Annotated in this window: 18 protein-coding genes and 1 tRNA gene; 10 read left to right on the top strand and 9 right to left on the bottom strand. The window is 49.6% G+C overall.

The window, feature by feature from the left end; translation table 11 throughout:
• Window positions 1-242 precede the first annotated feature (242 nt).
• Entirely contained in the window at window positions 243-1310 is a 1068-nt protein-coding gene (locus JUB14_RS17965) for a mannose-1-phosphate guanylyltransferase (RefSeq protein WP_207508006.1), read from the top strand.
• A 14-nt stretch (window positions 1311-1324) separates the two neighbouring features.
• Here the strand turns inward: JUB14_RS17965 and thiL are convergent, their stop codons facing one another.
• A complete protein-coding gene (thiL, locus tag JUB14_RS17970) occupies window positions 1325-2356 on the bottom strand; it encodes a thiamine-phosphate kinase (RefSeq protein ID WP_207508008.1) in 1032 nt (343 codons plus the stop codon).
• A gap of 74 nt (window positions 2357-2430) precedes the next feature.
• The gene (locus tag JUB14_RS17975) at window positions 2431-2877 is read right to left on the bottom strand and encodes a hypothetical protein (protein ID WP_207508010.1); all 447 of its coding nucleotides are present in this window, start codon (window positions 2875-2877) and stop codon (window positions 2431-2433) included.
• 176 nt (window positions 2878-3053) lie between these two features.
• On the opposite strand from JUB14_RS17975, the gene JUB14_RS17980 reads away from it, so the two are divergent.
• Together JUB14_RS17980 and JUB14_RS17985 are read left to right on the top strand one after the other, a co-directional pair.
• Window positions 3054-3281 carry a cytochrome b5 domain-containing protein gene (locus JUB14_RS17980; protein ID WP_207508012.1) on the top strand — a complete coding sequence of 76 codons (228 nt, stop codon included), beginning with the start codon at window positions 3054-3056 and terminating at the stop codon, window positions 3279-3281.
• 1 nt (window position 3282) lies between these two features.
• A complete protein-coding gene (locus tag JUB14_RS17985) occupies window positions 3283-4119 on the top strand; it encodes an N-acetylglucosamine kinase (RefSeq protein WP_207508014.1) in 837 nt (278 codons plus the stop codon).
• Between the two features lie 9 nt (window positions 4120-4128).
• On the opposite strand, the gene JUB14_RS17990 is transcribed toward JUB14_RS17985, so the two are convergent.
• The gene (locus JUB14_RS17990) at window positions 4129-8841 is read right to left on the bottom strand and encodes a putative Ig domain-containing protein (RefSeq protein ID WP_207508016.1); all 4713 of its coding nucleotides are present in this window, start codon (window positions 8839-8841) and stop codon (window positions 4129-4131) included.
• Between the two features lie 1054 nt (window positions 8842-9895).
• Between JUB14_RS17990 and JUB14_RS17995 the strand changes: the two genes are divergently transcribed.
• Window positions 9896-9969, top strand: a tRNA-Pro gene (locus JUB14_RS17995).
• Window positions 9970-10049: 80 nt separating this feature from the next.
• Here the strand turns inward: JUB14_RS17995 and JUB14_RS18000 are convergent.
• Complete coding sequence (locus JUB14_RS18000) at window positions 10050-10610, bottom strand: sugar O-acetyltransferase (protein WP_207508018.1); 561 nt, start codon at window positions 10608-10610, stop codon at window positions 10050-10052.
• Between the two features lie 400 nt (window positions 10611-11010).
• Between JUB14_RS18000 and JUB14_RS18005 the strand changes: the two genes are divergently transcribed.
• A complete protein-coding gene (locus JUB14_RS18005) occupies window positions 11011-14325 on the top strand; it encodes a glycosyl hydrolase (RefSeq protein WP_207508020.1) in 3315 nt (1104 codons plus the stop codon).
• 131 nt (window positions 14326-14456) lie between these two features.
• On the opposite strand, the gene araD1 is transcribed toward JUB14_RS18005, so the two are convergent.
• Complete coding sequence (araD1, locus tag JUB14_RS18010) at window positions 14457-15458, bottom strand: AraD1 family protein (protein WP_207508023.1); 1002 nt, start codon at window positions 15456-15458, stop codon at window positions 14457-14459.
• A gap of 102 nt (window positions 15459-15560) precedes the next feature.
• On the opposite strand from araD1, the gene JUB14_RS18015 reads away from it, so the two are divergent.
• The gene (locus JUB14_RS18015) at window positions 15561-16667 is read left to right on the top strand and encodes a serine hydrolase domain-containing protein (protein WP_207508025.1); all 1107 of its coding nucleotides are present in this window, start codon (window positions 15561-15563) and stop codon (window positions 16665-16667) included.
• 21 nt (window positions 16668-16688) lie between these two features.
• On the opposite strand, the gene JUB14_RS18020 is transcribed toward JUB14_RS18015, so the two are convergent.
• Window positions 16689-17858: an AIR synthase related protein gene (locus JUB14_RS18020; RefSeq protein ID WP_207508027.1), complete on the bottom strand. Its 1170-nt coding sequence runs from the start codon at window positions 17856-17858 to the stop codon at window positions 16689-16691.
• 172 nt (window positions 17859-18030) lie between these two features.
• On the opposite strand from JUB14_RS18020, the gene JUB14_RS18025 reads away from it, so the two are divergent.
• On the top strand, window positions 18031-18987 hold the full coding sequence (locus JUB14_RS18025) for a nucleoside hydrolase (RefSeq protein ID WP_207508029.1): 957 nt from the start codon (window positions 18031-18033) through the stop codon (window positions 18985-18987).
• Window positions 18988-18990: 3 nt separating this feature from the next.
• Here JUB14_RS18025 and JUB14_RS18030 read toward each other — a convergent pair whose 3' ends face one another.
• Entirely contained in the window at window positions 18991-19989 is a 999-nt protein-coding gene (locus JUB14_RS18030) for a Gfo/Idh/MocA family protein (RefSeq protein WP_207508031.1), read from the bottom strand.
• A gap of 100 nt (window positions 19990-20089) precedes the next feature.
• Here JUB14_RS18030 and JUB14_RS18035 point away from each other — a divergent pair, with 100 nt between their 5' ends.
• Entirely contained in the window at window positions 20090-20668 is a 579-nt protein-coding gene (locus tag JUB14_RS18035; RefSeq protein WP_207508033.1) for a YdeI/OmpD-associated family protein, read from the top strand.
• A 106-nt stretch (window positions 20669-20774) separates the two neighbouring features.
• Here the strand turns inward: JUB14_RS18035 and folK are convergent, their stop codons facing one another.
• Entirely contained in the window at window positions 20775-21260 is a 486-nt protein-coding gene (gene folK / locus JUB14_RS18040; protein WP_207508035.1) for a 2-amino-4-hydroxy-6-hydroxymethyldihydropteridine diphosphokinase, read from the bottom strand.
• Window positions 21261-21365: 105 nt separating this feature from the next.
• Between folK and recQ the strand changes: the two genes are divergently transcribed.
• On the top strand, window positions 21366-23519 hold the full coding sequence (gene recQ / locus JUB14_RS18045) for a DNA helicase RecQ (protein WP_207508036.1): 2154 nt from the start codon (window positions 21366-21368) through the stop codon (window positions 23517-23519).
• A 76-nt stretch (window positions 23520-23595) separates the two neighbouring features.
• Complete coding sequence (gene opgC / locus JUB14_RS18050; RefSeq protein ID WP_207508038.1) at window positions 23596-24768, top strand: OpgC domain-containing protein; 1173 nt, start codon at window positions 23596-23598, stop codon at window positions 24766-24768.
• Here the strand turns inward: opgC and JUB14_RS18055 are convergent.
• Entirely contained in the window at window positions 24760-25317 is a 558-nt protein-coding gene (locus JUB14_RS18055; protein WP_207508040.1) for a GNAT family N-acetyltransferase, read from the bottom strand. The genes opgC and JUB14_RS18055 overlap by 9 nt on opposite strands.
• Window positions 25318-25622: the final 305 nt, after the last annotated feature.

Consider the following 25622-nt stretch of genomic DNA (forward strand, 5'->3'; position numbering starts at 1 on the left):
TAATTTAATTAGAAGCGCGAATACTTTATATTTTTTCTCAATATTCTTTTAAATATGCAATTTTGTATCACGCTTATGTCCTAACTAATGCAAAATGTGGTTCTAAACGAGGCTTTATTCCGTGTGGTAGGTACATTTATAGTAGTACATCATTATACTTATAACCATTATCCTTACTATTCAATTGATTGAAAAATGATAGCTTTGTCAACACTTATTAACCCTTAACAGACACGCCTTTTATGCAAAATACATATGTAGTAATCATGGCTGGCGGAGTAGGATCACGTTTCTGGCCTTTTAGCCGCACTACCTTTCCGAAGCAGTTTCATGATGTATTGGGTACTGGTAAGTCACTCCTTCAGCAAACAGTAGAGCGGTTTGAAGGAGTATGTCCCCCCGAAAATATATATATAGTTACAAGTAATGAGTACCAGGAGCTTGTACAACAACAGCTCCCAGCGATCAAAGAAGATCAGATCCTGCTTGAGCCTTACCGCCGTAATACTGCTCCCTGTATTGCCTATGCCAGCTATAAAATAGCCTCTAAGAACCCCGATGCCAATATTGTGGTAGCTCCCGCTGATCACATCATACTGAAAGAGAATGTATTCCGGGATACCATCAAAGTAGCCCTGGCCTCTACCCGCCAGGAGGATATACTGGTGACGCTGGGTATCCAGCCCAACCGCCCTGACACGGGTTACGGGTATATCCAGTATATCCCCGACAAGCGTACTGTCAAGAAAGTAAAAACATTTACCGAAAAGCCCCACCATGAGCTGGCTGTCCAATTTCTGGAGAGCGGAGACTTTGTCTGGAACGCGGGTATCTTTGTGTGGAACGCACGGGCTATTAAGCAGGCCATACGGCAGTACATTCCCGAGATTGCTGAGATCTTTGAAGATGGTGAACGCACCTTTTTTACTGATCAGGAAGCAGGTTTTATCAATAAGGCTTACTCACACTGCGGCAATATATCGGTAGACAACGGTATCATGGAAAAAGCCGACAATGTACACGTGGTACTAAGTGACTTTGGCTGGTCGGACCTGGGTACCTGGAAGTCGCTGTACGAAGTATCATCCAAAGACCAGCACAACAATGTTACAGATGGTCAACTGCTGCTGTATAACACGCAGAACTGTATTGTTAAGACGCCCAAAGATAAATTGGTAGTAATCAACGGCCTTGAGGACTTCATCGTAGCGGAGTACGACGGGGTGCTCCTCATCTGTAAAAAAGACGAGGAGCAACGGGTCAAAGAGTTTGTGGCGGATGCCAAGCAGCTTCACTCCAAATTTTCCTGATACGTATTAATGAATCAGGAGAAATGATTCCAGCCCTGGGCGGTAATCGGATAACGGTTGCCGCCCTTGGTGTTTAAGATGACCTCACCGGCTTTGTCTGTAATGTAGCCAATGAAGCTGATCTTGGGGTTGTTCTTCACTTTATTGTAGTCATCCTGCCGGATGGTAAACAGCAGCTCGTAGTCTTCACCGCCGTTCATAGCCGCCGTAACTGGATCCAGATTCAACTCGGTACTTACCAAGAAGGTCTGCTCATCAATGGGAAGGTTTTCCTCGACCAGTATGGCTCCTACCTTTGACTGACTACAAATGTGCAGTATCTCGGAAGCCAGTCCGTCCGATACGTCAATCATGGAGGTAGGTACTACGCCCGCTTCTTCCAGTTCATAAACGACATCCATCCGGGCTTCGGGCTTCAGCTGACGCTGTACTACGTAATCTTTTCCCTCAAGCTCAGGCTGCATATTGGGATTAGCCATATATACCTGCTTCTCGCGCTCCAGTATCTGTAGGCCCATGTAGGCGCTTCCCAGGTCGCCGGTAACGCACAGGATATCGTTAGGACGGGCGGTATTGCGATAAGCGACTTTTTCTTTGGCTACTTTACCAAATACAGTCACCGAGATAATCAGTCCGGAGCGCGACGAAGTAGTATCACCTCCAACCAGATCCACCTTGAAATCTTCGCAGGCGGCTTTCACACCCGCGTAGATCTCTTCTACGGCCTCTACCGAAAAGCGGTTGCTTAGCCCCAACCCTACTACCACCTGATGCGGGATGCCGTTCATGGCGGCTATATCCGATACATTGACCGAAATGGCTTTGTAGCCCAAGTGCCGGAGGGGCGAAAACGCCAGGTCGAAGTGTACGCCTTCCACCAGCATATCGGTAGTGATAAGTCCATATTCTCCACCCAGGTCCATAACGGCGGCATCGTCGCCAATTCCCCGTACGGTATCGGGTAAAGCGGGTTGAAACCCTTCGCTGAGCCGGTGAATCAGGCCAAACTCACCGAGAGTAGCTATTTCAGTTCGTGATTGTGTCATAGTACAAAGATAGCCAAAAACAGCAAGAAGCCGCCTCAGGCTGAGGCGGCTTCTCCGTTCAAGAATTTATGTGATTATGGGTTAGTAAGTGTGTACTTGTTGATAGTTCCACCCGTTTTTGTACTGGTTGTGGTACGGGTTAAGGTCATGCCGGCATCGGTAAAATCACTGATTGTGAATTCGATGGTACCGCCGGTTCCGGTTGGCTGCGGATTCAGGTTTTTCAGGATCAGACGATTATCGCCCTGTACTTCCCACTGTCCTGTAAATGTATTGTTGTCAAACTCTGTATAAGTAGCGGTACCTGAGCTGTTAAGCGTAAGGCGCCAGTTGGCGTAACCGGGGCGGGTGTTATTGGCTCCTCCCTTCGTAAATACCACTGTACTACCCTCCGTGACAGATTGAGGTGACCAGGCCTTGGCAATGCGCTCCGAAAGGGGTGGTACCTTTTCTTTACAACCCGCCGCTACTATTGTCAGTGCGATAACCAGGTACCAAAGGATAGTTTTATTTTTTCTCATAGCTTACCTATATTTTCAGTAGAACGAAGGATGGAGCAATATCATGTAAAGGTTTAGATATTCCTTTTCAATCATGGTACAATTTCTGACTTTTAAATCATATTTTCAAACTTTTGTTAGTTAACGACACGAACGGCACTTTATCGGCTGTTGCGAAATAGAGTAAAGGTAGTTTAATGAAAGAATATACGCGTACCCAACTGGCCCTACGCAATGGCCAGGATCGGGAAGAAATATGGTGTGCTTATCAGGGTATTATCTATGATGTAAGCCCGTCAAGGCTGTGGCGCAACGGAAAGCACTATGAACACTGGGCCGGTCAGGACCTGACCAAGGAGCTCTCCGATGCCCCCCACACAAGCCAGGTATTCAAACGATTCAAAGTAGTAGGAAAACTTATATAGTATGATTTTGATTGCCGATAGCGGCTCCACCAAAACCGACTGGGTAGCCTATAGTACCGGAGCCCAGCCCCTGCGTTTCCAATCGGTAGGCTTCAACCCTTTTTACCAGTCCAAAGAAGTTGTTGCCGAGGCGCTCCGTCAAGAGGTAGTACCTCAGGTACCTGCCATAGAGTCTGTCTACTTCTACGGCGCGGGTTGCGCGGATGAAACCTCGAGCCTGCCGATTAGCCAGGCGCTTCAGCAGAGCTTTCCGATGGCTCACATCGAGGTTCAGAGCGATCTGCTGGCTGCGGCCCGCGCGCTGTGCGGCCATGAGTCCGGCATAGCCTGTATACTGGGTACCGGTGCTAATAACTGTCTTTACAACGGAGAGCGTATCGTCAATAATATCGGCTCGCTGGGCTTCTGGATGGGTGATGAAGGCAGTGGTGGGTACCTGGGCAAAACGCTGGTAGTCCGGTATCTGCACAAGGAGCTTCCGGAAGAGATTCAGGAGCGCTTTACGGCCGCCTACCCGGGCACTGATCGTTTTCTGGTACTGGACAATGCCTACAAGAAGCCTTTTCCCAACCGCTACTTCGCTACCTTTACCCGCTTCCTATCCGAACACATCACTCACCCGTACATTCAGCAGCTCATCGTAGAGGCTTTTGACCTGTTTCTGAGCAAGTACGTGGTCAAACATCCTGACGCGGCTGCTTATCCGGTTCACTTTACGGGCTCGGTCGCTTACTACTTCCGGGACCAGCTAGCGGAGGCTGTCACTGCCAAAGGTCTAAGAATGGGTACTATACAAAAAAGCCCCATGGAGGGGCTTCTTCGTTATCATCAGGCTTAATATCAGGTACTATCTTGTTTCCGATTTGAGGAGCTTAATGGTCCGCTGCTTACCATTCGATTCCTGAACACGCATCAGGTACATACCCGGCGCGGTGGCTACATCCGACAGATCTACTTCGAGTACACCGCCGTTCATCTTCCACCGCTGAGTATCCAGGGGCAAAGTACGTCCTTCACCGGTCAGTACCTCTACCCCTTCAATGGTGGTCTGGCTATGTACATCGGTCTGCAGCTGCACACGATCCAAGAATGGATTGGGGTAAGCCTTCCAGGACTCCGATGCAAAGTCCGGCAGGAACTCTACAACACCTTCACGAGCGGTTCTGGCTCCCGGCTGAACAATCTTGAAGGTTGACGTCTGAGTCGCCACCAACACTCCACTGCGGTAGGCCATCAGTTTAAGCGTATAGGTTCCAACGATCGGCGTAAATCCGGCCTCATCGTGGTACAAGCTAAATAGTGGTGGGAAATCATCCGTGTAGTTTACAGGAGGTATAGTACCTGTGATCTCGTACGTAACGGAGGTAATGCTGGCGTTGCTTGATACAAAGATATTGACCGAGCTTGGGAGCTTAGCTATATCTATCTCATCTCCGTTAGCGATACGATGGAGCAACTTGCGCGTCGATACATTACCTGCCTGATATAAGTCGGCGTATAGTACAGGCTTTTCTACCTTTATTTTGAGCACCTCTTCGATAACGGCATCTTTGTCATCCTTCACCCTGACCTTAACCTCATAGGTACCGGCTGCGGTGGGGTTACCTGCTAGCTGAGAGCCGTTGGCGGTAAGGCCCGTGGGCAGCGCAGAAGCGTAGGAAATAGATACGATCTGTCCATCTTCATCCTCAAAATATTCTTTTACATCAAAGTTAAATACCTGGCCAACTATGGCTACCAGTTCGGGCAGATCTTTGCTGAGCTGAGGAGGCTGGTTGGTAGAAGTAGCTGATACTCTGATCCGGAAAGTCGTCGTAACGGAAGCCCCTGCATTATCAAAGGCTGTAACGCTTACTATATGGTCTCCTGAACTTGTCGGTACACCGCTGATTGTCAATCCCGATGCTGTCAGGCCGGCAGGCAACCCGCTGATATCAATGCGCACCACGGCACCATCCGGATCCGTAAAGGTACCCAGTGGTAGAGTGTAGCTGAATGCTGTTCCTATCAGAGCTACTTGGTTAGGTATCGGACTAGCTACAACAGGCGGCAGGTTATCCTTTGTTACTACTAACTTAAAGGTAGTCTGTACAGTAGCAGAGGCATCGTCCGTGGCGGTAGCTGTAAGTAAGTATTCGCCCGCTGTTGTCGGAGTTCCCGACAGTTGATTGCCGGAAGCAATCAGCCCCTCAGGTGCCCCCTGAATAGTAATCTTAACGATGGTTCCATCAGGGTCTACGAAGGTCTCATCGGGCAAGCGGTAGCTGAATGCCACACCTACCTTAGCTGCCAGGTCAGAAACCGGCTTATTAACAATTGGTGGTACGTTCTCCGCCGTTATTGTAAACTTGAAATGAGTAGTTACCGAGGCTCCTTTATTATCGGTTGCCTTTACCTGCACGGTCCACTCGCCTTTGCGGGCCGGAGTTCCCTTGATCACAGTACCATCCCAGCTCAGTCCCTCCGGCAGATCGGTCATCGTTACCGAAGCTATTGAGCCATCCGCGTCAATAAAGGTATCGTCGGCTAGGCGGTATTCGTAGGGCTTACCCGCCAGTGCCTGCAGACTTACCAATGGCTTGTTCACAACGGGAGCCTTATTGGGTACCTCTTCATCCGCCACGATGCTGATCTTGAAGATCGCCTGTATGGTGGCATTTTTGTCATCCGTTGCTACAGCGATGAGCTGGTAGGTACCTACCGCCGTGGGTACACCCGATAGCAGGCTACCTGAGGTGGTAAGGCCCTCCGGTGCACCCAGTATGGTTATACTTTTGATGGTACCATCTAAATCAACAAAAGTCGAGTCAGGTATGCGGTACTCAAATGGCTTGTTAACAAAAGTTACTATATCAGGAATCGCATGCTGCACTACCGGAGCCACATTTTCAACGGTAATTGTAAAGATGAACGAAGCTGCTACGGTCGCTCCTTTATCATCAGTAGCTTTTACCTGCACGGTCCAATCTCCTTTTCGGGCCGGAGTACCCGTAATCATTGTGCCATTCCAGCTCAGCCCTTCCGGCAGGTCAGTCATAGATATCGAAGCGATGGTACCATCCGGGTCAACGAAGGTATCATCCGGCAGGCGGTATTCATAGGACTTACCAGCCAATGCCTGCAGACTTACCAATGGCTTGTTCACACCGGGAGCCTTATTGGGTACTTCCTCCGCCACAACGGTTATCTTGAAGAAGGTCTGTACCGACAGGTTACCATCGTCCGTAGCTACCGCGATGAGTTGATAGGTACCTACCGATTTAGGAGCACCCGACACCAGGCTACCTGAGGCGGTAAGTCCTTCCGGTGCGCCTAGTATATAGATATTCTTGATAGAGCCATCCGGATCGACGAAGGTTCCGTCAGGGATACGGTATTCAAAAGGCTTATTAACTGTAGCTACCTGGTCTGGAATGGTTTGCTTAACGACCGGAGGAGCATTATCAGCCGTAACCATAAATACAAATTCGGTAGAAGATGAAGCTCCCTTATTGTCGGTGGCTTTCACCTTGGATGTCCAGTAGCCTTTCTTCTGAGGAGTACCTTCAATAGTGAGCCCGTTGCCCGTCAGACCATCGGGCAGACCACTGATCTCAAAAGAAGCAATTGTACCATCCAGATCCACAAAAGTGCTGTCATGAAGCTTGTACTTAAATGGCTCCCCTACCTTAGCTAGTAATCCTATTGGGGTCTTATAGAGGAAAGGAGGCTGGTTGCTTTCACCTTCCCCCTCAACCACCACAAAGTTCACAACCTGCTGGTTTATTATATCCCCCTGCATATCCGGTTTCGAGTAAGACTTCACCGTAAGTCGGTAGGTACCCGGCAACAGGGTAACACCTCCATTATCACCAAATAAGCCATACGGCTCTTTACTATCCACGGTACTTACTGAGTACAGACCTGACAACGTAAATACGTAACTACCTACGGTTCCCGTTCGGGGAGAGGCCATGATGTTTACAGACTGGGCATCATTAGATACCTTAATCGTATCGCCATCCTGTATGTACCGCAGGAAACGGCGGGTCAGGAAGTTGCCCGCTTTATAAAGGCTTATTACGTTAGGAGCCTCTGAAGTCCCTACGGTCAGGGTGAAGGAAGTAGATACACTGGCTCCGAGGTTGTCTATAGCTTTTACTGTGACCGTGAAGTCACCCGTTCTGTTAGGGCGACCTTCTATGTTCCAGCCATTCATCGAAACCCCCTCCGGCAGCCCCTGAGTCTCTACACCTACCAGGTACCCATCTTCGTCCTGGAAGTTCTCCTTGGGGATGGTGTACTGGAACCAGTTTCCGGTAGTGGCTTTCTGGTTCGTCAGGTTAGTTACTACTCTGGGAGTTTTATTCTCTACCGGTACCTCCCCAAGCAGGTCTTCTTCCAGTACTACATTGACGGGTTTCTTAGATGAAGTATATTCATTTTTCCAGCGATCCTGAACCCCTACAGTACCCTTTTTTATGGCTTCTGATAGTGTATACCTTACAGTCTGGGTGGGATGTATGTCTGGAACGGGGCTTTTCAGCCACTTGTCGGTCATTTCACGCATAATCGCTTCGTACTGAGGATATGCATCCATCTGGTCAAAGCCTATCATATTTATCCAGTCAGCCCCATGCTCAAAGCTATCGTTAAAGTAGCGTCTGTAAATATCTATTTCATCAATGTACCCCCTGGCTCTGAATATCTCATTGCCAATCATCCGGCCCGGAAGGTTTGTCCTGAGCAGGTCCATCGAGAACCTGTGATCATAGTAAAAGCCATCATTGACTTTAACACCTCCATCGGCCATCTGGGCCAGATTTTTAATGCCATAAGTACCCCTGGTCAGGGTAATACCATCAAAACAGCTGCCTATATCCAGAAGATATTTATAGGAAGCATCAACACTTTTGATCGCACGGGCCATACGATCTGAATATGTCTTCAGGGTATGGTGCCTAAACAGGTACCAATCCATACCACTATTATGGACAAATACATCCCAATAGTTTCGGGCAGCAGGTGGATATATATCAAATCTGGAAAAGTCTGAGCCCCACTGTTTGTTCAGGTTTCCTATGGTCTTGTACTTATTCTGGAGCCACTCATTAAATGCTTTTACACTATGCTCTGAGTAGTCGTTAACTTGTACTGTTTCTCTTCCCTCGGCAGGATCATAAACTGTAATGGAGTACCCTAACTCGGAGTCATTGTTATTGGCCACAGATATATTGACGATATTCCCGGCTCGCTGCTCTGGCAGGAAGTGCTGGCCTACCTCTTTTACAAATGCCTCTGCCTCCGCCACGGCATTTTCATCGGAGTAGCTAAATCCGGATAGCAAACCTCTCCTTAATCCTAAGTTAGAAACAGGGATAGTACTATTAGGCCACCATTGCTGATCGTCATGACGCGCCAGCCAGATTCTCAAAAATACTTTGCACCCGAGTCTCTTGGCTAATTCGATTTGTTTATCGAATTGATCCCATTTAGGCTGGGCGCCTCGATGAGAATATACCCTCTCCCAGTTGATGTTCAACTGAAAAGAGTTTATCCCTGCCGCGGCAGCTTTTTCCATAATAGGTAGATAATGATCCCCCTGCTCTACGTTGAAGATACAAATACTGATGTAACGTGGGCGATCTGTTACCGGAACAGGTGTGGATAATGTCAGTCCAGCTCTGATAGATGTACTGCCAGCTAAATTCTTTGCTTTTTCTCTTTCACTACTCCAACCGTTTCTGGAGTGAAGGCAAAACACTCCTATGAAGACTGCGATGACCGCTAGCCTTAGTGTGGAAACTTTAAAAAGCATGATGTAGAAGTTTTCTTGTGGTAGCTCTTATTTAGCTTGTATAAAAGTTCAGAGAAGTGTGTGTAGAAACGCTATTGTTATAAGGGCAGCAATTTCCTTGCCATTTTTTACCCCTAAAATTTTTCTATTCCGAAAAATGGTTTATAACAATTGTCCATATTTGCTTGTATTGCTGCTTCAACTTTACCTTACTGGCCTTGCTTGCTTTATCAGCTTGTGATAAAGCAAGCAGAGAGAGGGACTACCCGACCCTCCATACAATTGACTACCAAACAACTATTTATCTAAGTATCAGCTATAAATTGTATAAAAAGAAGTAGCGACTAATTGGTTATTCAAATAGAATTGCTTATTTTAAATTGACGCAAGTTCTTATAGGTACAAAGAGGTATCTTTTAGGCCATTTACAGAGAAACCAAAGTTTATGTAGCTATTCTTTAAGGGCGCTTCTGGTGAGAATAACATATAACTTTATTAGGAAATTTTACAATATTTCCATTTAGGCATGATCTTTGAGGTAAGGGTTAGCAGCCTTCTGTTCTGTTTTCTCCCCCGCAACTAGTAACTTTCATTGAGTATATTTTGAAGTACGTTACCTCCTACCAACCAGGCTTAACATGCTATTTTGTGACAATAGTGGTAGATTTCATCAGATTTACTAGCCTCATAGATGCTGGTAGACTCTTACAGGACACAGAAGGGAACTATTGATGCGTTTCAAAAATAGTATTTAGTAACTTTTTGCGATTTATTTCTATAAAGGCATTGACAGAAGTAGCATTTATCTATACTTTTGCAGTCCCAATCCCAAATAGTTCGGGATGTAGCGCAGCCCGGTAGCGCACTTGCATGGGGTGCAAGGGGTCGCAAGTTCGAATCTTGTCATCCCGACGAACTATAAAAGCCCTTCAGCGAAAACTGTAAGGGCTTTTTCTTTTAGTTTATATAATAATGGTAAGGTAGAGTCTGATCTACTGATCCAGCGAGCGGATGACGCGGCACGGATTACCGGCCGCAAATACATCCGAGGGTATATCTTTAGTGACTACACTGCCTGCTCCTATGACGGTACGATCACCTATGGTCACTCCGGGGCAAATCACTGCACTACCTCCCACCCAGACATCTTCGCCTATGCGTATGGGTTTGGCGTATTCCAAGCCGGTTGCCCGTTCTTTATAATTGGTTGGATGGGTGGCCGTATAGATCTGAACGTTGGGTCCGAATAGGGTACGGCTGCCAATGGTTACCTGCATCACATCCAGTACAATGCAGTTGAAGTTGAAGAACACCTTGTCTCCCACTACCATATTGTAGCCATAGTCACAGTAAAAAGGCGGCTGCAGCCACAGATCTGCTCCGGCATTCGGAATAAGTTCTTTCAGAATTCTGATCCTCTCGTCGGTCTGGTCTTCCCGGCTGTCGTTCAGTTCTTTCAATAACAGCCGTGTACGCAGTCTATCGTCAGATAGCTCCTGATCGAGTGCGTTGTACAACTCACCGGCGAGCATTTTCTCCTTTTCTGTTTTCATATAGAGCTTCTGATAAGCAGTACCTTATCTTTTGTATGATACTGAAAAGTGATCGTCTATACAGTCAACCTCATCCAGATGTACAATGTTGGTTATAGCCTATTTCTATTACTCCCTCAAAGGCGTTACCTATCCTTGATATAGCTACTGTTTCACCTTCATTGAAAGCATGATCCGAGTGGTAGTACACGTTATACTCAGCTAATAGATGTATGTGTATATATGAATATATCTACTAAAAATATAGCATTACTAACACAGGTATATCAACTATATTTATATCTTTATTGTGTACACTAAACACAATGATAACCATACAACTCCCCAATACTTTAAAATCAGTCGCTCAATGTAAAAACAGCGTCCTCTCTCAGATATACATAGCCTAAACCTTAACCTAATGAGAAACAAGACTAACTACCTGTGGGCATGCCTCCTCCTGGGTGCTTTAAATGGCCAAGCCCAGCAGGGGCCAGCCCGGTTGCAGGACTTCAAGAACCCGCCTAACGCCGCTAAGCCTCGGGTGTGGTGGCACTGGATGAACGGCAACATCACAAAGGAAGGCATCACCAAAGACCTGGAATGGATGAAGCGAGTGGGAATTGGTGGCTTTCAAAACTTCGATGCGGCTTTCCTGACGCCGCAGGTCGTGGAAAAGCGCCTGGTATACATGACTCCCGAATGGAAGGATGCCTTCAGGCATACTACTGAGCTGGCTAATAAGCTACAACTGGAAATGGCAATCGCCGGCTCACCGGGATGGAGCGTTACGGGTGGCCCCTGGGTACAGCCCCAGGATGCCATGAAGAAATACGTCTGGACCGAAACCTGGGTCAAAGGTGGACAAAGATTCGCCAGTAAGCTCCCTCAGCCTCCTTCTACGACGGGTGCTTTCCAGCAGGTCGAAATGCCCAAGACAAGTTTACTGGGCCAGCATGAAGGTGAACTGCCCAGCTACTATAAAGATGCTATGGTAATAGCCTACCGCCTACCTCAGAATGACCGGCTTTTCACGGAGCTCAAGCCAAAGATTACTTCCAGCGGCGGCACCTTCACCTTGACCGAACTGACTGATGGCGATGTAGCTACCGCACGGTACTTACCGCCTCAGGCAGTGGGCGAAGAGATGTGGATCCAGTACGAGTTTGATACACCCCAGACTTTTAAGGCCTTCTCTATCGCGGGAGCCAACCACCTTCCTCTGGAACAATTCAACGGTGGCCCCAACAACCGATCGCTGAAAGTAAGTGACAATGGGGTTACCTTCCGCGAAGTAGTGGCTATTCCTGGAAGTATAGTCCCCCAGAATACTCTTAGCATACCTGCCACTACTGCCAGGTACTTCCGGTTTACCTTCAAGACGCTGCCTCCACAAGTCAATATGTTTGCCGCTATGGCGGGAGGTAGCGCCGAACCACCTAAACCTGAGGGTGTGAACGTAGCCGAACTGGTGCTACATAATACTGACCGTATTAACTTATTTGAAGACAAAGCCGGGTTTGAACCCTGGAAGGAGGAAAAGTCTCTGCCTGCTACGGCACAGGCTGATGCCATACCGGTTGCAGATGTAGTGGATCTCACTTCGCAAATGAAGGCGGATGGTATCCTCGAGTGGAATGCACCGGCTGGTGACTGGGTTGTACTGCGACTGGGGTACTCGCTGACGGGTCGGCAAAATCACCCGGCTTCGCCCGAGGCCACCGGCTTGGAAGTAGACAAGCTGGACAAAGCGGCGGTAACTCGATACATCAACACTTACCTCGACCTATACAAAGATGCTACGGGTGGGATGATGGGGGCTAAGGGGCTGGAGTACATGATCCTGGACAGCTATGAAGCCGGCCATATGACCTGGACGCAGGCTATGCCCGAGGAGTTCAGAAAGAGACGTGGATACGATATAAAGCCGTGGATACCGGTACTTACCGGTCGGGTAGTAACAAGCACCGAAGCCAGCGAAAAATTCCTGTGGGACTTCCGCAAGACCATCGGGGAGATGATAGCCGAAAATCACTACGAAACCATTGGTGATGCCCTGCACAAACGCGGCATGAAGCGCTATACTGAATCACATGAAAACAAACGCATCTACCTGGCTGATGGGATGGATGTAAAGCGGAAAGCGGATATACCCATGTCGGCCATGTGGACACCGGGCAGCCTGGCTGGAGGTGGTGAAGAGGAAACCCGGAGCAAAGCGGACATCCGAGAGTCGGCGTCGGTGGCCCATATTTATGGACAAAACCTGGTAGCGGGCGAGTCGATGACCTCCGTAGGCAATGCCTTTAGCTTCCATCCCGAGAAGTTGAAGCGCACCGCCGATATGGAAATGGCTTCGGGCCTGAATCGCTTTGTAATACATACTTCGGTACATCAGCCGCTCGACGACAAGAAACCCGGTTTCTCACTGGGGCCGTTCGGTCAGTACTTTACCCGGCAGGAAACCTGGGCTGAGCAGGCGAGGTCTTGGATAGATTACTTAGGTCGCAGCTCGCACCTGCTTCAGCAGGGCAAGCCCGTGGTGGATGTGCTGTACTACTACGGCGAGAATCAGAATATTACTTCGCTTTTTGCCAATCAGCTCCCTCCTGTTCCGTATGGCTACGAATATGACTTTGTCAATGCCACCGCCGTACTGACCGCTCTGAAAGTAGCGAATGGGAAGATACTGACACCCAGCGGACAGCAGTACAACCTCATGGTACTGGACCCGTCGGCCCAGTACATGACCCTGCCGGTTCTGAAAAAAATGAGGGATCTGGTCAAAGCAGGTATGAAACTCACCGGTACCAAGCCCGAGAGTTCACCCAGCCTGAACGACAGTGCAACGGAGTTTCAAACAGTAGTGGACGAACTGTGGCGCCATCCAAACGTGATCAAGAAGCCGGTAGATGCCGTTCTCAGCGATATGAAGCTCCAACCGGATGTGATCGTATCAGATGCTAAGACCAAAAGTGATATTCTATACGTACACCGCCAGGCGGGAGAGCAGGATATTTACTGGCTCAATAGTCGTATCGAGGGTCCCAATGAGGCGGTAGTTAGCTTCCGGGTAACGGGCAAGGTACCTGAGCTATGGCATCCACAGACGGGTAAGGTGGAAAAAGTAACCTACCAAATCAAAGACGGGCGTACCATCATCCCGCTCCGCTTCGACCCCTGGGATGCTTACTTCATTGTATTCGGACAGAAAGCTACGGCTAATGCCTACACCAAACCAGCCGTGGCGGAGTCACAGGTTGCACAGGTAGGTGGTAGCTGGAAAGTTAATTTCCAGGCCGGTAGAGGCGCGCCCGAAAGTGGTACTTTTAATCAACTAATTTCCTGGACAGAGAATTCAGATGCGGGTATCAAGTACTACTCTGGCACTGCCACCTACGAGAATAGCTTTGATCTGCCGAATGTGGATAAAGCAGGCCGCTATGTGATCGACCTGGGTGAGGTGAAGAATATCGCCGAGGTGATGGTCAATGGTAAAAATATAGGTACCGTCTGGAAAAAGCCTTTCCGTCTGGATATTACTGATGCGCTGAAGCCGGGCCAAAATTCTATTCAGATCAAGGTAACCAACCTGTGGGTCAACCGCCTGATTGGAGATGCGCAGCCCGATGTAAAAAATAAGGTTACGTTTACGACCATGCCTTTTTATAAGGCAGACTCCCCTCTGCTACCCTCAGGCCTCATGGGGCCGGTGAATATTATTCTCCAAAAATAAAATACCATAAAATGCAGCACCCCCGTCAGCTTACTACTAAGTAAGTGACGGGGGCGTTTTTATCTCTATTAGAAACGTCTCCTCATACTTCATAGCTGAATAGAGGCTTACATCCTGCTTAGGTACCAGAGCTACATAGTTCGTACCTCCATCAGGCGCTCCTCCGTAGCCTCCACCTCTAGCCTATTCCTGAGTGCCCGGCCCATGCCTTCCCACTGGACCTGCATGAGGTCGCCGTCCTGCAGCTGAATGCCCTCGCCGAAGCTGAAGGCATCCGCCCCCAGGAAGTGAATATGTATGTCGAAAGGCAGGCGGTGATTGGGGTACTTGAAGTGATGGTACTCCAGGTTCTGGAGGCTGTGGGCCATGTTGGCTTCACCAGTCCTGATGGCTTTCTCCCAGAGGATCTGCCCCGCCCTTTCTACCGCTACCCTACCCTGGATGTCATTTGCCGTTTCCGTAAGTACCAGCTCGGGACCGATCGCGCAGGTACGTATCTTGGAAGGAGCCAGGTACAGATAGTTTTTCTTTTCCATGACGTGGTCCGAGAACTCGTTGGCCGTAGCAAAGCCAACGCGGTAGGGATTGCCATTCTTATCGTTGATATACACCGCTGCCAGTTCGGGCTCTTCGCCGCCGTCATTGCCGTAGTTGGGGATCAGCAGCGCCTCATTGTGCGCCCGTAGCATACTTCCGTTGCCCTTGTAAAACCACTCCGGCTGCACACCTATTTGCCCGATTTCGGGCTTGCCACTCTCCACGCCCCACTGGTATATCTTCATACTGTCCGTAGCCTGACCGGCCGTAGCGGCATCATGCATCTTTTGCCGGTTGTCGGCGCTGGCTTTATGGGTGAGGCCGGTACCTGAGAGCATGCAGAAGCGGGGGTCGTCGGGATGGTCCACGGCGGGCAGGAGTCGCCAGTCGGAGCGGCCTTCGTATATTTCGTCGTAGGCGAGTTGCTCGTCAGTAAGGTTGCCCTCAATCAACTTTTGCAGTGGTACCTCCTGCTCCATAGCTGACTGGGCGAGCTGGTACACACTGGATGCATTCCTGATGAGTACCAGGTAAGGTTCTTCTACTAAGGCAACGCGCCGCTGATGCTGGGCGTTGATGAGCTGTACGATGCGCATGAAGAGTTGTTTTTTCTTATGTAAAGAGGATTTTTACAGAATCTATCTCTTTGTAAAGAAAGAACACCACTGGAAGTAGCCTTCACCTAAGACCATAGCCGCATGAAACCCTTAGCCCTCCTGCCCCTGCTACTCCTTTCGCTGGCTACATTGGCCCAACGTTCCTCATCTTCATCTACCCTAGCCGACACCACTGGCTTTGCTCAAAAGCTGGAAAACCTGCGCCAGCGCTACCAGGTACCTTCGCTATCGGTAGGGATTGTGCACGGAAAGCAACTCGTATGGTACCGGGGACTGGGCTATGCAGATCGGGAAAATAAAATTGCCCCCACTGAACATACCGTCTACCATCTGGCTTCTGTCACCAAAACGTTTGCGTCGGTTATCCTGATGCAGCTGGTGGAGGCAGGCAAGATTAGTCTGGATGAGGCGGTGACGACCTACGGTATTCAACTGGGAGCCCGCTGGGGCAATGATGACCGCATCAAACTTAAGCACCTGCTCACCCATACGGCTCAGGGCAATACCTTTAATAGCTTCAAACCCGGGTACAGCTTCGGCTACAACGGCGACTACTACAATCAGCTGGGCATACCCATTGAAAAAGAGGCTGGCGTTTCCTTTGGTGAACTTGTAGTAAATAATATTATTAAGCCGCTTCACCTCATGCACACCGCCCCTAACATAGATGATAGTACTAACTTTGCCCTGACGGGCTACAACCGGGAGCAGTACCGTCAGCTGATAGCTAAGCCCTATGACCTGCAGGAAGGTGAGCTGGTACCCATCACGTATCCTCCGCACTTCGGCCCGGCGGCGGGACTTATGTCGTGCGTAAGCGATCTGGCCGCGTACTCGGTAGCTATTGACGAGCAGCAGTGGTTGCAGCCTGCTACCTGGGAGCAGGTATTTACCCCCTTTCGGTCGCCTAAAAATAAAGCCCTACCCTATGGGTACGGCTGGTTTATACAATCCTACAAGGGTATGAAGATGATGTGGCATACCGGCTGGTGGCAGGGGAATTCATCCCTACTGGTGAAAATCCCCGAGCGAGACCTGACGCTGATTATCCTGGCTAACTCGCAGGACCTGAGCCGCCCCTTCTACGCTAAATTCGATATTTTCAGGACCAACCCCAGCCTGCAGAAGGACCTGCGAGCCTCGGCTTTTGCTAAAGCCTTTCTGGATCAGTTTGTCAGTAAGCGTTGAAGCAGAAGGGGTAGTAGAGGCTTAATATACAAACTCGCCCACCTCGCTCCGGATGGTTACCTGCTTCTGCTCAGCGGCTTCTACCCTACCTATTACCTGCGCTTCGATGCCAAATGACTGCGACAGCTCCACTACGCGCTGAGCGTATGGCTCGGGCAGGTATACTTCCAGGCGATGTCCCATGTTGAATACCTTGTACATTTCCTGCCAGCTGGTACCACTCTCGGCCTGGATGAGCCGGAACAGCGGAGGTATAGGCAGGAGGTTATCTTTAATGACATGTAGGTTATCAATGAAGTGAAGTATCTTGGTCTGAGCACCGCCGCTGCAGTGTACCATGCCATGGATGTGCGGACGCAGTTCATCCAGCAGGGCTTTGGCTACGGGTGCGTAGGTTCGGGTAGGCGATAGCACCAGTTGGCCTACGTTGAGCGGAGTACCTTCTACCGCATCGGTCAGGCGGCGGGAGCCGCTGTATACCAGATCTGCATTCACCTCCGGGTCAAAGCTCTCGGGATAGGCACTAGCCAGGTACTTGCCCAGTACGTCGTGCCGGGCCGAGGTAAGACCGTTGCTGCCCATACCACCGTTGTAGCTACTCTCATAGGTAGCCTGTCCGTACGAGGCCAGGCCTACGATTACGTCACCGGCCTGTATATTGGCGTTGTCTACTACCTCGGCACGTTTCATCCGAGCGATGACGGTACTATTCACCGTTACGGTACGTACCAGATCACCTACATCGGCGGTTTCGCCACCAGTACTATATATCTCTACGCCGTGGCTGCGAAGCATCGCCAGTACCTCTTCGGTACCGTTGATGATCTCGGCTATTACTTCACCGGGTATCTTATTCTTATTGCGGTCAATGGTAGAAGACAGCAGCATCGGCCCTGTCGCTCCCACGCACAGCAGATCATCCGTATTCATCACTACCGCATCCTGCGCGATACCTTTCCATACCGATAAGTCGCCGGTTTCTTTCCAGTAGAGGTACGCCAGGGAAGTCTTGGTACCGGCTCCGTCGGCGTGCATGATGGTACAGTACTCAGGATCACCAGCCAGGGTATCGGGTACTATCTTGCAGAAGGCTTTCGGGAAAATGCCTTTATCAATGTTGGCAATAGCCTTGTGCACATCTTCTTTGGTAGCAGATACGCCTCGTTGCAGGTAGCGATCAGTAGGATTCATGCGAACCGACAGTTTTGAATAACAGGTTGATTGAATAAAGTACAAAGGTAGAAAAAAAGGCGGGGAAGGAGTTGATAGCCGGGTAAATGAAGTAGGTATCGCTCTTTGGCATGAAGAGGTACATCATAATTCCTCTATGTATTACATTAAGTACTAATCAACTCTCTTACTCATGCTGCGTATTGCTGTACTCGCTTTTTTCTTAGGACTCATGGTAGCTCCCTCCTTTGCCCAAACCAAACAAAAAGTAATTTTCGACTGCGACCTGGGCGATGATATTGACGATGCCTTCGCGCTGGCGCTGGTAGTAGCTAACGACCAGTTCGACGTACTAGGTATCACCACTACCTATGGCCGTACCAACGACCGCGCCGAACTAGCCTGTAAGATGCTCTATGAACTGGGATTGGAAAAGATACCCGTAGCCGTAGGCCGCAACACCAGCAGCACCAGCGAGCGCGCCAACTGGTACGCTGACCAGTACTACTGGTCCAAAGGATTCAATAAAGTAAAGCCCATCCAGAAGCCCGCCGCTGATTTTATCATTGAGCAGATCCGGAAGTACCCCAACGAGGTAGTAGTGATATCGGTAGGTCCCGTGACCAACATGGCCGATGTGATCAAGAAAGACCCGCAGGCGCTGAAGATGGCCAAAAAGGTGTACGCCATGTTTGGCTCGTTTTACATTGGCTACAACTACAGCCCCACCATCAATAAGGAGTGGAACGTGGTGGCCGACGTAGAATCAGCTAAAACCTTTGTGAACAACAGCGGCATCAACATTACCTACGCCGGACTGGACATCACGACCTTTGTAAAAGCCGATAAGGCCTACCGCGAGAAGATGCTCTACCGCCAGAGCCCGCTTACCAACGGTATTTTGGGACTGCACAGCCTCTGGAACTACAACGTGGACCCGACGCTCTATGACGCCGTGGCGGTAGGGATGGTACTATGGCCGGACCTGTTCAAGACCAAGCCTATGCACGTGATCGTTGATAACGAAGGGTACACCCGCATGGACGAAAGCAAAACGCCTAACGGAGAGGTTGGTGTCTCCATTGATAAAGAAGGCTTCCTCAAACGCCTCATGGAGGTGTACCTTAAGCAAAATCTTGGACGCTATTAATATCTACGCATCAAACGCTTCGTAGCGGAGTCCCATTTCGCTACGAATGCTGTCGAGAAGCTGAATCAAATCGAGGCTGTGATCCAGCGACCACTCAGGACATTCGGTCAGTCCCTGTGACAGGCAACGGCCCACGGCCTCTATTTCATAGCCATAACCCCAGGTCTCGCGCTCGAAGCTGAACTCCTGAGTCTCCACCTCGCGGCCTTCGCCGTATAGCTCCAGCGTCATGCCCTGGCTCTCGTGCCAGCGGCCATGTACCTTAATATTCCCCTTCTCGCCGTATACCCAACCTTCACAGGCGGTCTTAGCCATAAAAGTCGAGTCCAGAAAAGCGAATTGTTTCTCGCCATAGGTCATCACCATACCGTTGGAAGCATCCACGCCCGTTTCGCTGAATATGGCCGAAGCTTTCAGCGTAGTAGGCATGCCCAGGTGCAGGTACGACCAGAACACTGGGTAAATCCCAATATCCAGTAGGGCTCCGCCTCCCAGCGCCGGGCTGAACAAACGATTAGTCACGTCATAAGGACCTTTGAAACCAAAGTCAGCCTTTACCCCCAGTACCTTCCCGATTACCCCCTGCTCTATCAGTTCCAGCGTCTTAAGCGTGGTAGGCATGAAGCGGGTCCACAGCGCTTCCATCAGAAAAACCTTTTTCTCCCGGGCCTTCCGCACCATCTCCTCTACCTGCTGGCGGTTCATGGCGAAGGGCTTTTCGCACAGGACCGCCACGCCTGCGTTGAGGCAAAGCATGGTATGTTCAAAGTGACCTATGTGGGGAGAGGCAATGTAGACGATATCCAGCTCCGGGCAGGTGAGCAGCTCTTCGTAGCTGCCGTAGGCGTAGGGGGCACCGTATTCTTTGGCAAATTCCTGCGCCCGTTCCAGATTACGTGAGCCTACGGCTGTAAGGCGGGCATTGGGTGTCCTAACCAGGTCTTGTGCAAATTTATGGGCGATGCGGCCGGGGGCCAGTATGCCCCAACGAATAGGATTCATAGGATTGGGTATAGGTAGATTTGGTAAGACTTCTAGAATAGTATTTCTTTACATTTAAGACTACAAGCTATCCGCTTTTGTACAGTAATCCAAATCCGCCATGGCTACCATCCGTCCCGAGGCTTCCCAACGCATCGACACATATATCAGCGAAGCCGCTCCCTTCGCCCAGACCATTCTGACCCGTATCCGACAGCTGATTCACGAGAGTATACCTGATATTAAGGAAGACTGGAAATGGGGACCCAACTTCCACCTCAACGGAATGGTATGTGGCTTTTGGGCCCTCAAAGGTCATACTTCTATGAACTTCTACAAGGGCGCCGCTATGTCAGACCGCCACGGCTTGTTTTCCCATGGCCTCGACAATGAAAAAATGCGCATGATCCAGTACCGCGACATCAGCGAAATCAACGAAGCCCAGCTCATCGATTACCTCAAAGAAGCCGCCCAACTCAACCGCGACGGCGTAACCATCGCTCCGGCCAGCCGCACCCCCGAAGTACCTGACCTACTTCAACAACACCTGGTACAGCATGAGTTAAGTGAAGTATTTGATAAGTTGACCTACACGCACCGCAAGGAGTACATCCAGTGGATTACCGGAGCTAAAAAAGAAGAAACCCGCCAGCGACGTTTAGAGAAGATAGTAGAGATGCTGCGGGAGAAGGTGAAGTAGGGAGTGAGCTATTAGCTGTTAGGTATTAGCTTTTAGCTTATTCTACCACAGAGGTACACGGAGTAAACTCCGTGCTAAAACTCTTTTACCTCTGTGGTTAAAAAATTCATTCACTCAACAAAACTACTTCTCCACTATCACTGCATTGCTCTAATAACCTGGCATTATCTACGCCTAGTACCGGATGTACAAAATCAGGGGCTATTTCGGCCAAGGGAACCAGGGCGAAGCGGCGCTCGTGCAGGCGCGGATGCGGCAGGGTCAGGCGGGCAGAATCCATTACCAGACTGCCGTAGTACAGCATATCAATATCTATATCGCGGGCGCCCCAGCGCTCATAGCGGATACGTCCCAGCTCATGCTCAATATCCAGCAGGTGGCGAAGTACCTCCTCAGGGGCCAGCTCTGTCTCCACCGCCAGTACCTTATTTAGAAAAGCCGGCTGCTCTTCCACGCCCCAGGGAGCTGTTTGGTACACCGACGACCCTTTCGTGACCGCTCCGACGCGCTCACCGATCAGGGTAGCTGCACGTTGTATAGTACTCAGGCGGTCACCCAAGTTAGCACCAAGAATCAGATAGATAGTAGCCAAAAGTTTCGTAATTTAGGGGATTGGTTTAGGGGGTAAATTACCGAAGAAAGCGGGAATTTAACTACCCCCGCCCTGGTTTGTGTAGTAGTACTTTTGACAGTTGCCATGTCCCTCACCAAAGAACAAGCGCTTAAGCAATACTTCGGATACGACTCTTTCCGTCCCCAGCAAGCAGAAATCATAGATACCGTACTATCCGGCGAGGACTGCCTGGTACTCATGCCTACGGGCGGTGGTAAATCCATCTGTTACCAGATTCCGGCTCTGCTCTGTGACGGGTTGACCATAGTGATTTCCCCCCTCATTGCTCTCATGAAAGATCAGGTAGAGGCGCTACGCAGCAACGGCGTTAGTGCGGCCTACCTCAATTCATCCCTTTCCGGCAGCGAGCAGGACTCGGTGCTGTGGCAGGCCAAGCTGGGTGAATTGAAACTCCTTTATATAGCGCCCGAGCGTTTATTCTCGGGTAATACTTTTGAAGCCCTGCGCGAATGGAACGTAAAGTTGTTTGCTATTGATGAGTCGCACTGTATCTCGTCGTGGGGACACGATTTCCGGCCTGAGTACCGCCAGCTCACTGTACTGAAACAACGCTTTCCCGATGTACCTGTAGTAGCCCTGACCGCTACTGCCGACCGCGTCACGCGCCGTGATATCCTGAAACAGATCGGCTCCGAAAAGGCGAAAACTTTTGTGTCCAGCTTTGACCGGCCCAACCTGAGCCTGACGGTACTTCCCGGACGTAAACGCTTGCAGCAGATTCAGGCTTTCCTCCTGAAACACCCCAATCAGCCGGGTATTATCTACTGCCTCAGCCGCAAAGCGACCGAAACCGTTGCCGCGGGCCTGCAGAACGCAGGCTTCAAGGCTGAGTGCTACCATGCCGGCCTCACCGGCGACCAGCGCTCGCGGGTGCAGGAGCAGTTTCTGCGCGATGATATCCAGATTATCGTAGCGACCATCGCCTTCGGAATGGGGATTGACAAATCCAACGTCCGCTGGGTCATTCACTACAATCTGCCTTCCAATGTGGAGAGCTTTTATCAAGAGATTGGCCGGGCCGGACGGGATGGTGCTCCCGCCGAAACGGTACTTTTTTATAGCTACCAGGATATCATCACCCGGCAGGACATGATCCTGAACTCGGGGCAGTCGGAGGACCAGAAGGAACTGATGCAGGCCAAGCTCAACCGCATGAAGCAGTACGCCGAGGCGGATATATGCCGCCGTCGCATCCTGCTCAGCTACTTCAACGAGTCCATTCTGGAAGACTGCGGCAACTGCGACGTGTGCCGTAATCCACGTACTCGTTTTGACGGTACTACCATCGCTCAGAAAGCCCTTTCGGCCATTGCGCGTACCAAAGAGAGCATAGCCATGGGTATGCTCATCGATATCATGCGCGGCAGTCGCAACCGCAACGTCCTGCACCACGGCTACGACAAGCTACCTACCTTCGGCGTCGGCCACGACCTGCGGGGGGAAGAGTGGGCCGAGTACCTCGGGCAGCTCCTCAACCTGGGCGTCATGGATATTGCCTACGATGAGGGCCACGTATTTAAGCTGAATCCGCTCAGCTGGCAGGTACTCAAAGGCGAGCACAAGCCTGAGCTGGTGAAGTTTATCCCGCTGGCGGAGCGTAAAGCCAAAGAAGAAGAACTGGTACCGAAGGAGAAGCCCAAGCAGGAGATTATCAAGGATGCCTTGTTTGAGCGGCTGCGTCTGCTCCGCAAGCAGATGGCTGATGCCCTGGCTGTACCTCCTTATGTCATATTCAGTGATGCGACCCTGTCGGAGATGGCGCAGAAAAAGCCTATATCTGAAGCGCAGATGAAAGCCGTGGCCGGAGTAGGTGCCGAGAAATACCGCCGCTACGGCGACGTATTCATCAAAGAGATTGTAAACTTTGCCAAGGAACATACCAAACCGGGTACCCGTGTGGTAAAGGGCATGACCTACCTCCATACGCTGGAACTGTATAAGGACGGCTACACCCTGGACGACATGGCCCAGCAGCGCGGCCTTAGCGCCTCTACCATTGCCGCCCACCTCATTAAGCTCCGGGAAGAAGGGCACGGGGTAAAGCTGCGCGATATGATTCCGGATAGAGTCTACCTCAGCATCATGGACGGCGTGCGGGCCATCAACTACCAGCCCGGCGATCCGGTAACGCCTCTGTTCGAGTACCTGGAGGAGCGCTACGACTACGCACAAATCCGGCTGGCGATAGCCATCTGGCAGGAAGAGGGGGAAGGGTAGATTATGGGAGTATAGGCTTATTTATCAGCAAAGGCAGAGAAATTCTAAGCCTATTAAATTAATACTTATTTGTGGTATGGGACGTAATCACCAGATAGACTTTTTCAGGGGCTTTCTTTTGGTGCTTATTACCTTCAACCACTTTATATCGGAAAACAATGTACTTATACGGTTTACCTCCGAAGGCATCGGGTGGATAACTGGCGCTTTTGGCTTTGTTTTCTTATCTGGCTTTACGGTGGGCCTGGTCTACACGAACAAGTTTCGGCAGAAAGGGGAAGAATTCACTTATAAAACAGCCTACAACAGGGCCTGGCTTGTCTACAAATACCACATAGTGGTACTTCTGCTTACTATAGGCTTACTCTTTACACTGGGCTATGTCAGGCAGTATTGGGAGCAGCCCTACACCGCTATGCTAACAAAACCAGCCCTGGCCGCGGGTCTTGGGGCACTGCTGCTTTATCAACCAAGGAACCTGGACGTTCTTCCCATGTACACCCTATTCCTGTTGTTTGTCCCCTGGATCATTATTTCACTACACAAAGGAACGACCTCGCAGCTACGGGTGCTCGTTGTATCCCTTATCCTGTACCTGATAGGCACCTTCCAAATCATCCAGATCAGCTTTGAGCAATTTAGCTGGGGCAAGTGGGTAGATACTGGTACTTTTGATATACTTAGCTGGCAACTCATTTTTGTGGCCGGCATCTTTTTGGGTTATATCTCCTTTGACGATAAGCTTAGCTCTTACCTGAACCGGCCTTTTGTACTCTATAGCGCCATTGCTGTTACACTGCTCTTTTTCATACACCGCAACCTGCTAACCCCACGGCTGGTTGAGCCAAAAAGCATTGAACAGGTGTTGTATTGGACCAGCAGGAAGTACTTGCGCCCTCCCCGGTTATTAAATATCGCAGCCATATTTGTTATAATTCGTCACCTGATGGTAAGGTACCCTAATTGGTTTCAATACAGGCCACTGATGTACCTGGGGAAGAATTCAATAGAAGTCTTCTCCTTTCATATTGTAGTGGTAATTCTGCTCAGGCCTATCAATCCTTACCTCAACCGTATTTTCTCTTTACCTGCATTCGGCAAATACTACTTCTTTCCCCTGGAAACCCTATTAGCCTTTGTAGTAGTGGCTAGTCTTTTTCTGGCTCCTACTATCTGGGAAAAGTCTTCCTACTACTATAAGAAAATCAAACTGCTGCGGGGTAACAACGATTCGGAAAAATTAAGGTAATATAGTTTTTCCGTTGTTGATGTTATCATCAACAACGGCAGAATCATAATCGGATTTGATTATCGCATACATACAGACATTGACAAAGCGAGAATGGATACAGGCATAGTTTCTCATCAGCCCTTCCAGTAGAAAGCCCCCTTTCTCCAGCACCTTTCTTGAGGCTCTATTATCTTCTACCGTAAGGGCTTCTATCCGCTCTACCTCCATTGTTTCAAAGAGATGGCTAATCAGTGCTTTTACTATCTCAGTAGCATAGCCTTGCTGCCAATAAGAGGGTAATAAATTGTAGCCGATAACAGCTTTTCTGTTTTCGGCGTTAAAGGCTAGAATACCTGCCTCTCCCACAAATTGTCCGCTAGCTTTGGCATAAAGAGCCTGAAAAGCATATTGCTTAGTAGCATACTTTGCCAAAACTCCATCAAGATATACTCTTGTATCCAAGAGGCTGTCGGTAGCTTTGGTAGTAGCATATTGCCACACGAGAGGGTCTGCCTTTAGAGCTTGTATATCTTTAAGATTGGCTTCGGAATAATTTTTCAGAAGCAATCTATGAGTTTCTAGCTGATTTGGTAGAGGACACATAAGGCTCCATATATTTAGCTCTCTAAAAAAGGAATCCGTTGTATAATACTTTTCTGTTTGGCAGTTGATATAGTAAATTCACAATAAAGCGAAATATAGATCACATTTTTTGCCTTATCTATTTTGATCTTGGAAAAGATAACAGAGCATTAGATTCAGCAATAGCTGTAGGTAGTAATCTACATACAACTGCCTCCCATCAGAACTCAACTCCGTCCTAAGCCGTTCGCCGTTGTTGGGGTTATTACCAATAGCGGCATGAATGTTAT

Origin of the sequence: Telluribacter humicola, from assembly GCF_017355935.1 — a bacterium.
Lineage (GTDB): Bacteria > Bacteroidota > Bacteroidia > Cytophagales > Spirosomataceae > Telluribacter > Telluribacter humicola.

Coding starts and splice junctions, on each gene's coding strand:
- JUB14_RS18025 (WP_207508029.1), top strand. CDS start 18,031: ATGCTGCGTATTGCTGTACTCGCTTTTTTCTTAGGACTCATGGTAGCT.
- recQ (WP_207508036.1), top strand. CDS start 21,366: ATGTCCCTCACCAAAGAACAAGCGCTTAAGCAATACTTCGGATACGAC.
- JUB14_RS17980 (WP_207508012.1), top strand. CDS start 3,054: ATGAAAGAATATACGCGTACCCAACTGGCCCTACGCAATGGCCAGGAT.
- JUB14_RS18020 (WP_207508027.1), bottom strand. CDS start 17,858: ATGAATCCTACTGATCGCTACCTGCAACGAGGCGTATCTGCTACCAAA.
- JUB14_RS18015 (WP_207508025.1), top strand. CDS start 15,561: ATGAAACCCTTAGCCCTCCTGCCCCTGCTACTCCTTTCGCTGGCTACA.
- JUB14_RS18035 (WP_207508033.1), top strand. CDS start 20,090: ATGGCTACCATCCGTCCCGAGGCTTCCCAACGCATCGACACATATATC.
- JUB14_RS17965 (WP_207508006.1), top strand. CDS start 243: ATGCAAAATACATATGTAGTAATCATGGCTGGCGGAGTAGGATCACGT.
- JUB14_RS17990 (WP_207508016.1), bottom strand. CDS start 8,841: ATGGAAAAAGCTGCCGCGGCAGGGATAAACTCTTTTCAGTTGAACATC.
- thiL (WP_207508008.1), bottom strand. CDS start 2,356: ATGACACAATCACGAACTGAAATAGCTACTCTCGGTGAGTTTGGCCTG.
- araD1 (WP_207508023.1), bottom strand. CDS start 15,458: ATGCGCATCGTACAGCTCATCAACGCCCAGCATCAGCGGCGCGTTGCC.
- opgC (WP_207508038.1), top strand. CDS start 23,596: ATGGGACGTAATCACCAGATAGACTTTTTCAGGGGCTTTCTTTTGGTG.
- JUB14_RS18000 (WP_207508018.1), bottom strand. CDS start 10,610: ATGAAAACAGAAAAGGAGAAAATGCTCGCCGGTGAGTTGTACAACGCA.
- JUB14_RS18005 (WP_207508020.1), top strand. CDS start 11,011: ATGAGAAACAAGACTAACTACCTGTGGGCATGCCTCCTCCTGGGTGCT.
- JUB14_RS17985 (WP_207508014.1), top strand. CDS start 3,283: ATGATTTTGATTGCCGATAGCGGCTCCACCAAAACCGACTGGGTAGCC.
- JUB14_RS17975 (WP_207508010.1), bottom strand. CDS start 2,877: ATGAGAAAAAATAAAACTATCCTTTGGTACCTGGTTATCGCACTGACA.
- JUB14_RS18030 (WP_207508031.1), bottom strand. CDS start 19,989: ATGAATCCTATTCGTTGGGGCATACTGGCCCCCGGCCGCATCGCCCAT.